The 7,313-nt window shown below is 71.9% G+C and carries 7 protein-coding genes; 2 read left to right on the top strand and 5 right to left on the bottom strand.

All coding sequences use genetic code 11. The features are described 5' to 3' along the window. Nucleotides 1-139 precede the first annotated feature (139 nt). Nucleotides 140-1,558 carry an amidohydrolase family protein gene (locus ACTHM3_RS12640; RefSeq protein WP_440406460.1) on the bottom strand — a complete coding sequence of 473 codons (1,419 nt, stop codon included), beginning with the start codon at nucleotides 1,556-1,558 and terminating at the stop codon, nucleotides 140-142. A gap of 162 nt (nucleotides 1,559-1,720) precedes the next feature. Between ACTHM3_RS12640 and ACTHM3_RS12635 the strand changes: the two genes are divergently transcribed. After that, nucleotides 1,721-2,428 (top strand): SDR family NAD(P)-dependent oxidoreductase, encoded by a 708-nt coding sequence (locus ACTHM3_RS12635; RefSeq protein WP_440406459.1) that lies wholly within the window; start codon nucleotides 1,721-1,723, stop codon nucleotides 2,426-2,428. A gap of 12 nt (nucleotides 2,429-2,440) precedes the next feature. Here ACTHM3_RS12635 and ACTHM3_RS12630 read toward each other — a convergent pair whose 3' ends face one another. The 4 genes from ACTHM3_RS12630 to ACTHM3_RS12615 form a co-directional block, all read right to left on the bottom strand. Then, complete coding sequence (locus ACTHM3_RS12630) at nucleotides 2,441-3,310, bottom strand: NAD(P)-dependent oxidoreductase (RefSeq protein WP_440406458.1); 870 nt, start codon at nucleotides 3,308-3,310, stop codon at nucleotides 2,441-2,443. Further along, nucleotides 3,307-4,689 (bottom strand): M24 family metallopeptidase, encoded by a 1,383-nt coding sequence (locus ACTHM3_RS12625; protein ID WP_440406457.1) that lies wholly within the window; start codon nucleotides 4,687-4,689, stop codon nucleotides 3,307-3,309. The genes ACTHM3_RS12630 and ACTHM3_RS12625 overlap by 4 nt, the downstream gene beginning before the upstream one ends. Before the next feature lie 66 nt (nucleotides 4,690-4,755). Beyond that, nucleotides 4,756-5,805: a zinc-dependent alcohol dehydrogenase gene (locus ACTHM3_RS12620; RefSeq protein ID WP_440406464.1), complete on the bottom strand. Its 1,050-nt coding sequence runs from the start codon at nucleotides 5,803-5,805 to the stop codon at nucleotides 4,756-4,758. Between the two features lie 5 nt (nucleotides 5,806-5,810). Next, nucleotides 5,811-6,122 (bottom strand): Dabb family protein, encoded by a 312-nt coding sequence (locus ACTHM3_RS12615; RefSeq protein WP_440406456.1) that lies wholly within the window; start codon nucleotides 6,120-6,122, stop codon nucleotides 5,811-5,813. 122 nt (nucleotides 6,123-6,244) lie between these two features. On the opposite strand from ACTHM3_RS12615, the gene ACTHM3_RS12610 reads away from it, so the two are divergent. Beyond that, complete coding sequence (locus ACTHM3_RS12610) at nucleotides 6,245-7,276, top strand: ketopantoate reductase family protein (RefSeq protein ID WP_440406455.1); 1,032 nt, start codon at nucleotides 6,245-6,247, stop codon at nucleotides 7,274-7,276. Nucleotides 7,277-7,313 lie beyond the last annotated feature (37 nt).

Below are 7,313 nucleotides of genomic sequence, written 5' to 3'. Positions count from 1 at the left end.
CCCCGCGGCGGTCCCCGCCCCCCCCCCCCCCCGCGTGCCCTCCTGCTCACCCCCCCCCCGCCCCCTTGCGGGGGTGGCCGTGGGGGGGGGGGCGCCCGCCGGGGGGGGCCCCCCCCCCCCCCCCCCGCGACCGGGGGGTCTACTTCTTGTACTGGTACGGGTTGTAGAGGACCTCGGCCTCCGGGATCTCCGGGAACTGGCCCCTGATCCAGTCGTCGCCGACCTCGCGCTCGAGGTACGCGACGGTGTCGTCGAGCTTCGCGCGGACGCCCTTCAGGTCGCCGGCCACCACCTTGCCGTCGGACTTCACGACCTCGCCGCCGACCAGCACGGTGTGCACGTCGCCGCGCTGCGCCTGGTAGACGATCTGACCGTAGGGGTTGATGAGCGGCGCCCAGGTGGGCGAGTCCTCGTTCTTCAGCAGGACGACGTCGGCGAGCTTGCCGGCCTCGAGCGATCCGACCTGATCCTCCTTGCCGATCGCGTGCGCGCCACCGCGGGTCGCCATGTGCACCACGTCCTCGGCGCGGAGCTTCACGTGCGTCACGGTCTCGGCCGGGTCGAGTTGGTGGGCCAGGTAGTGCTCGAGCGCGCGGTCGGCGTTCACGGTGGCCCGCATCGCGGAGAACAGGTCGGCGCTGAACCAGACGCTCGTGTCGACGGACAGCGACGCGGGGATGCCGTACCGGCGCAGCTGGTGGATCGGCGGGTACCCCTGCCCGCAGGTGTCCTCCGACTCGGTCGCGAGCGACACGTTGCCGCCGGTCGCCGCGATCTTCTGGTACGAGTCGGCCGAGAGTGAGGCGGCGTGGACGTACGTGAAGCCCTCCTCCATCACGCCCGCGTCGTAGGCGTTGCGGATGCCCCAGTCGTTGGTGGCGCCCCACACCCCGGCGTGCGTCGTCACCCGCAGCCCGAGCTCCTTCGCCGCGCGATAGGCCGCGAGCTCGGGGAACTCGGCGTCCTGATCGGAGACGTCGAACGCGACCTGCGTGCCGAAGATGCGGGAGTCGTCGCGCGAGGTCTCGAGGATCTTGCGCACCTCCGGATCGGCGGTCCACTCCCACGGGGCCTGGTGGATGTTGCCGTAGGCGAAGACGAAGCGACCGGGTGACGTGGCGAGCGCCTCGTACGCGGCCCAGCCGTGGTCGGGGGTCCGGAGGCCGTGCGACCAGTCGACGCTCGTCGTGACGCCGGACTCCACCGCGTCGAGCGCGGAGATCAGGTTGCCCGCCGCGTAGTCCTCGGGGCGGAACAGCTTGCCGTACTGCAGGTAGTACCAGACGAAGTACTGGGTGAGGGTCCAGTCGGCGCCATAGGCGCGCATCGCGGTCTGCCACATGTGGCGGTGCGTGTCGATCATGCCGGGCATGACGATCCCGCCGGAGGCGTCGATCTCGGCGGCGCCCTCGGGCGCCGTGATGGCGGTGCCGACCTCGGCGATCCTGCCGTCGACGACCAGGACATCACCTCGCGGGAGGACGGTATGGGCGTCGTCCATCGTCACGACGATGCCGTTGCGGAACACGATCGGCTGGCCGGCCTGGGGTTGGGCCATGGGCGCTCATCCTCCTTGATTCGCGGTCCCACCCGGCGGGCGCGCATCGTCGCGCGACATGACTTCCGCGTTCGGGAGGACTTCGATAAGTTAAGCAATGCTGAACGTCGCTGTCCAGTGCATCTTCCTGCGACAGCCCACTCGATGAGGAGAGAGCGCCCCATGACCCCACGCACCATCGTCGTCGTCGGCGGAACCAGCGGGATCGGCCTGGAGATCGCCCGCGACGTGATCGCGCACGGCGAGCGGGTGGTGATCACCGGCCGCGACCAGGAACGGACGGCGGGCATCGCCGCCTCGCTCGGCCCCGACGCGACGGGCATCGCGCTCGACATCTCGGAGCCCGAGACCATCGCCGAGGCGCTCCGCCCGCTCGGCGAGGTGCACGGCCTCGTGCTCGCGGCCATCGAGCGCGACGCGAACAGCGTCCGCGACTACTCGGTGGAGCGGGCGAAGCGCCTGGTCGTCCTCAAGCTGGTCGGCTACACGGAGACCATCCACGTCCTCCTCGACCGACTCGAGCCCACGAACCGCACGGGCATCGTCCTGTTCGGCGGCCGCGCGAAGGACCTCCCCTACCCGGGGTCGACGACGGTCTCGACGATCAACGGCGGCGTGATGGGACTCACGCACACGCTCGCGCTCGAGCTCGCGCCGATGCGCGTCAACGCCATCCACCCCGGCATCATCGGCGACAGCCCGTTCTGGGCCGGCAAGCCGGCCGGCGTGCTCGAGGGCTACGAGAAGCACACTCCCGGCGGACGGCTGGCCACGATGCAGGACGTCGTGGAGACCACCCGCTTCCTCCTGGACAACCAGGGCCTCTCCGGGCAGCACCTGCACGTCGACCGGGGCAGCTCCCTGCTCTGACGGGCGCCCCCGTCAGCCGAGCAGGTCGCGGCGCGAGACCTCGGCGATGCCGCCCCAGTCGGCGTCGCGGAGGTCGGCGTCGGCCAGCGCCGCCTCGAAGACGGCGATGAGCGCCGGCATCGTCGCCGCGGTGACTCCGCCGTCGCGCTGGACGCCCTCCGCCAGCCGGAGATCCTTGAACCCGAGCTCCATGGTGAAGCCCGCCGGCTTGTAGCCGCGCTCGACGATCTCGCGCCCGTAGCCCGTGTAGGCCACGCCCCCGAACAGGGAGCTCGTGAGGAGGTCGACGAAGACGCCCGGGTCGACGCCCTGCCGCTCGACCATGGCGACCGACTCGCCGATCGCCTGCATGGCGTGGATGAGGTTGTAGTTGACGGAGATCTTGACGACGTTCGCCTGACTGGGCGTGACGCCGAGATCCCAGACCCGCTTGCCCATGAGCTCGAGGTACGGTCGAGCCGTCTCGAGCACGTCTCGCGGGCCGGCGAAGAGGATGTTGAGCTCCCCGGCGGCGGCGACCGGCGGGCGGCCCAGCACCGGTGCGGCGGCGAAGGAGGCGCCGGCTTCGGCGAACCGGTCCGCCAGATCGGTCGTCAGCTCCGGCGAGATGGAGGCCATGCTCACGTGCGTCGTGCCCGCCGCATCGGCCAGCGACTCGTCGGCGAGCACCTGGCCCGTCGCCTCGTCGTTGGCCAGCATCGAGAACGAGACGTCGGCCGCCAGCGCCTCCCGCGGGGTCGTCGCGGCCCGGGCGCCGCGCGCCACGAGCTCGGCGACCGCGCCATCGGAGCGGTTCCACACGATCACGTCGTGGCCGCCCTGCACCAGGCGGGACGCCATCCCGGACCCCATGGATCCGAGGCCGAGGAACCCGACGGTCACGCCTCGCCCCGCCCCCAGACGGTGTTGCGGCTCGACTGCGAGTCGCGGTTGAGGTTCAGCGGGCCGTCGATCGTGTAGTACTGGCGCCCCGCGACGATGAGCTCCTCGGCCGGGAACTTGGTGATGACCTCGCAGCCGTCGGCGGTCACGACGACCTCCTCCTCGATGCGGGCGGCGCCCCATCCGTCGGAAGCCGGCCAGTACGTCTCGAGGGCGAACACCATCCCCTCCTGCAGCGTCTCCGGGTGGTCGAACGAGGTGAGGCGGCTGAAGATCGGCTTCTCCCAGATGGAGAGCCCGACGCCGTGGCCGTACTGCAGGGCGAACGCCGCCATCTCGTCGGCGAAGCCGAAGTCCTCGGCCTTCGGCCAGACCGCGACGATGTCCGCGGTCGTCGCGCCCGGCTTGACGAGGGCGATGGCACGGTCCATGTACTCCCGGGCGCGGGTGTACGCGTCGCGCTGCGCCTGGCTCGCCGAGCCCACCGCGAACGTGCGGTAGTAGCAGGTGCGGTAGCCGTTCCAGCTGTGCAGGATGTCGAAGAACGCCGGGTCGCCCGGGCGGATGATCCGGTCGCTGAACACGTGCGGGTGCGGCGAGCAGCGCTCGCCCGAGATGGCGTTGACGCCCTCGACGTACTCCGAGCCGTAGTCGTAGAGGGTCTTGGCCACGAGGCCGACCGCCTCGTTCTCGCGGACGCCGGGGCGGAGGAACCGGTAGAGCTCCTCATAGGCGCCGTCGACCATGGACGCGGCCTGGGTCAGCAGTCGGATCTCGTCCGGCGTCTTGATCCGCCGCGCCTCCATGAAGACCTGCTGGCCGTCGACGACCTCGATGCCCTCGCGCTGGAGGGCGAGGAGGACCGGCAGCTCGACCACGTCGACGCCGAGCGGCTCGTTCGCGAGACCGAACTTCTCCAGCTCGCGCTTGATCTTGCGGGCGAGGTCGCCGGCGAGGTCGGCATCCGGCGGGAACGCGCCGCGGAGCGTCGAGATCCCGGCGCGGGCCCCGGACTCGAGCCGGGTGCGCTTGGCGCCGTCGTGCGGCTTGGAGGGGTCGGCGTCGGCCTCCTGCGTCGTCACGTCGAGCCACGGGTTGTAGAGGGCGTGGTGCTTGGCGGCGGAGCCGAAGTCCCACACGATCGGGTCCGTCTTGCGCGTGACGAGGCAGAAGCGGATCAGTTTGTCCATCGCCCAGGTGCCGATGTGGGTCGCCGACGCGTACCGGATGTTCGAGAAGTCGAAGGCGAGGACCGCGCCGAGCGAGGACGCCTCCAACTCCGCGTGCAATCGGGCCAGCCGGGCGTCCCGGAGCCGGTCCATGTCGACCCGCTCCTCCCAGTCGACGGCGTTGGTTCCGGTCGTCCCGGTGCTCTTCATCGAGTGCTCCTCTGGATGCTTCGGCAGATCCCGCGTCGAGTGTACAGCAGCAGTGAACGCCTGCCGCTATCGGACATGAACAGCAGCGCGCGACGTCGTCGCCCACGGGTCGATGAGCGCCTTCACGGGGCGGGACCCGCCGTCGAGCAGGGGCTGGAGCACGTCGGGGATCAGACGGTCCAGCGGCCACACCGTCGGGGCGATGTCCGACCAGTCGGGCCGCGCGGCGAGAAGCCGCACGGCCTCCGGGAGATCGGACGCGACGACGTGCGCCACCGTGCCCACCACGGCGATCTCGTCGAGCGTCCAGCGCCCGAGCGGCACGGCGGGATCGGCCCGCTGCACCCCCACCGGGACGACGGTGGCGCCGCGACCCGCCAGGGCGAGCACCGTGCGGAGACCCGTCACCGATCCCGTCACCTCGAACAGGACATCGGGGTCGAATCCGAGCTCGTGCAGCGCCTCGGGGAGCAGGTCGCCGTCGGCGAGCGCCGCGGTCGCGCCGAGCGCCTCGGCGATGCGCCGGCGCTCCTCGTGCCGGTCGACGACGAGCACCCGGGCACCGACCGCCGCGGCGGCCACGACGATGAAGGAGCCGATCCCGCCCGCCCCCACGATCACGGCGTCGTCGCCGGCGCGGAGCCCCGACCGGCGCACCGTGTGCACCGCGATCGCCATGGGCTGCGCCAGCCCGAGAGTGTCCATCGGCAGCCGCGCCGCGGTGACGTCGACGGTGGTGGCGGCGGGAGCCACCACGTAGCGGGCGAGACCGCCGTCGAGCGCGAATCCGAGGGTCCGGTAGGTGGTGCAGAGGTTGGTCCGACCCCTCCGGCACGGGCGACAGGCGCCGCACGACACCCCGGCCCCGCAGACGACCGTCGCTCCGGGCGCGGGGCCGTCCACGCCCGGCCCGACGGCCTCCACCACCCCCGCGAACTCGTGCCCGAGGACGACCGGCGGCCGCGCGAGGACCAGTCCCCGACCGAACTCGGTGGCGTCCGAGCCGCACACGCCGCAGACGCCGACCCGGATGCGGACCTCTCCGGGGCCCGGTGTCGGAACCTCGACCTCCTCGATCCTGAGGTCGCCCGGGGCGTGGAGAACCGCCGCCGGCATGGTCGTCACGACAGCGCGCCCGCCTCGATCTCCACCTGGGCGGCGGCGCGCTCCGCGATCATCCGTCCCAGGTGCTCCTCGTAGACCGCCGCGTGGAGCGGGTGGTCCAGGTAGGCGGCGAGGCCCTCCGCGTCATCGACGACGGCCGCGACGGCGTAGTCGGTGGGGCTCGGGCGGAGCCGGAGATTCGCCCCGGCGACGTACGAGCGGATCGACGGGATCTGCGCTGCCATCCCGGTGAGGGCGGCGGTCAGCGCCGCGACATCGTCCTCGGCGACCTCGGGCTTCCAGGTGAACTGGGCGATGTGGAGGATCATGCGGCGCTTCCTTCGTCGACGGTGACCGGCCGATGTTCAGCCATGGTGTACACATTTGCACGGGAAGGCCGGAGAATGCCACTGGCGCAGAGCGCCGGGCGATGAGGCCGGAAGGAGTCGGGATGACGACGCAGAGGATCGCCGTGCTCGGCGCGGGCGCCAACGGCGCGTCGGTGGGAGCCGACCTCATCCGCGCCGACCTGGACGTCACCCTCATCGAGCAGTGGCCGGCGCACGTGGAGCGGATGCGCGCCGACGGCCTGACCGTCGAGACCCCGGAGGAGACGATCCACGTCCGGCCGCGGGTCCTGCACCTCTGCGAGGTGGCCGAGCTGCGCGGCCGCTTCGACGTCGTGCTGATGCTGATGAAGGCCTACGACGCCGGCTGGGCGGCGCGCCTCATCGCCCCGTACCTCGCCGACGACGGTCTCATGGCGGGCGTGCAGAACGGCATGACCACGGGCGACGTCGCCACCGCGGTCGGCGCGGAGCGCACGATCGGGACGGTCATCGAGTGCTCGTCGACCATGGACGAGCCGGCTCTCGTGCACCGTCACACGCCCGTGTCGGCCTCCTGGTTCGCGACCGGGACGCCGCCCGGCGGCCCGTCGCGCGCACGGGAGGACGAGCTCGCCGCGCTGCTGCGGCACTCGGGGGCCGTCGCGCACTTCGACGACATCGAGAGCGCGAAGTGGATGAAGCTCGTGAGCAACGCGACGCTGCTCGTGACCTCGGCCGCGCTTGGCCTGCCCATGCTCGACGCGATCCGCACGCCGGGGTACCGCGACGTCATGGTGGCGGCCGGCAACGAGGCGCTCGCGGTCGGCGCGGCGCTCGGGCACCAGGTGCTGCCGATCTTCGGGCTGACCGAGGACGAGATCCGCGACCGCACGAAGGTCGTCGACGTCATGACGGACAAGCTCTTCGCGGGCTTCGTCGTCCCGGGTGCCACGACCACGGTCCTGCAGGACTGGCGCCGGGGCCGGCACAGCGAGGTCGACGACCTCAACGGCCACGTGACGGCGGAGGGCCGGCGGGTCGGCATCCCGACCCCCGTTAACGACGCGGTGGTCGAGCTGGCGCACCGGATCGAGCGCGGCGAACAGGAGCCGCGACCCGAGAACCTCACCGCCATGCGCGCCGCCGTGCGGTGACCGGCTGCGGGGTGAGCCGCGCGGCCTAGGCTCGTGG

It is taken from the genome of Pseudolysinimonas sp., assembly GCF_051954455.1.
Taxonomy (GTDB): Bacteria; Actinomycetota; Actinomycetes; order Actinomycetales; family Microbacteriaceae; genus Pseudolysinimonas.
This window is presented reverse-complemented; position numbering and strand designations above follow the sequence as displayed.

Bases quoted from the DNA above. Each gene is read 5' to 3' on its own strand.
- ACTHM3_RS12640 (WP_440406460.1), bottom strand. From the start codon at position 1,558: ATGGCCCAACCCCAGGCCGGCCAGCCGATCGTGTTCCGCAACGGCATC.
- ACTHM3_RS12635 (WP_440406459.1), top strand. From the start codon at position 1,721: ATGACCCCACGCACCATCGTCGTCGTCGGCGGAACCAGCGGGATCGGC.
- ACTHM3_RS12625 (WP_440406457.1), bottom strand. From the start codon at position 4,689: ATGAAGAGCACCGGGACGACCGGAACCAACGCCGTCGACTGGGAGGAG.
- ACTHM3_RS12620 (WP_440406464.1), bottom strand. From the start codon at position 5,805: ATGCCGGCGGCGGTTCTCCACGCCCCGGGCGACCTCAGGATCGAGGAG.
- ACTHM3_RS12615 (WP_440406456.1), bottom strand. From the start codon at position 6,122: ATGATCCTCCACATCGCCCAGTTCACCTGGAAGCCCGAGGTCGCCGAG.
- ACTHM3_RS12610 (WP_440406455.1), top strand. From the start codon at position 6,245: ATGACGACGCAGAGGATCGCCGTGCTCGGCGCGGGCGCCAACGGCGCG.